Source organism: Paraburkholderia sediminicola (assembly GCF_046026895.1).
In the GTDB taxonomy this organism is placed as follows: domain Bacteria; phylum Pseudomonadota; class Gammaproteobacteria; order Burkholderiales; family Burkholderiaceae; genus Paraburkholderia; species Paraburkholderia sediminicola_C.
The window spans coordinates 1-439 of the sequence record NZ_JAQQEU010000291.1; the positions used below are offsets into that span (position 1 = coordinate 1).

General features: G+C 55.6%; 1 pseudogene. It reads left to right on the plus strand.

Features of this window, described 5'->3' with window-relative positions:
* Nucleotides 1-349, plus strand: a pseudogene (locus PQR02_RS40820) (hypothetical protein); the annotation flags it as partial.
* Nucleotides 350-439: the final 90 nt, after the last annotated feature.

Genomic DNA, 439 nt, shown 5'->3' on the forward strand with positions numbered 1-439 from the left:
GTGGACGAAAGTCGGTTTCGTTGCAATCGCGCTTTCGCGCCCGTCGCCAGGTGACGAGAATTGTCTGTTCCTAAAAATGGAAATCCTTGGCCTTCCCCGTCAAATGCAACAGGCGAGGAAAAAAATATCGAAGCAGGTGTCCACTCGAATCTGGGAAAACATGGGCGCGTTGGCGGGGAGTGGTTTGCTCGAGCGCCAGGCGACGACGGATTTGCCAGGAGTCCGGCTCAGTCGAGTGCTCGTAAACGCGCTGATGACACGGCGAATCCGAAAGTGTGAGAAGAGGAGGCTGCTACCCTCCAAACCTGTAGTGTCGACGGGCGGCACCGCGGACACGATGGTTCATTAATTCGATTCATGGAGCGCACGATCGTTGATCGTGCGCTTCAATTTGCGCGTTTATAAGCGTCATGTCCGAAACGGCGGTAAGCGCATGGCG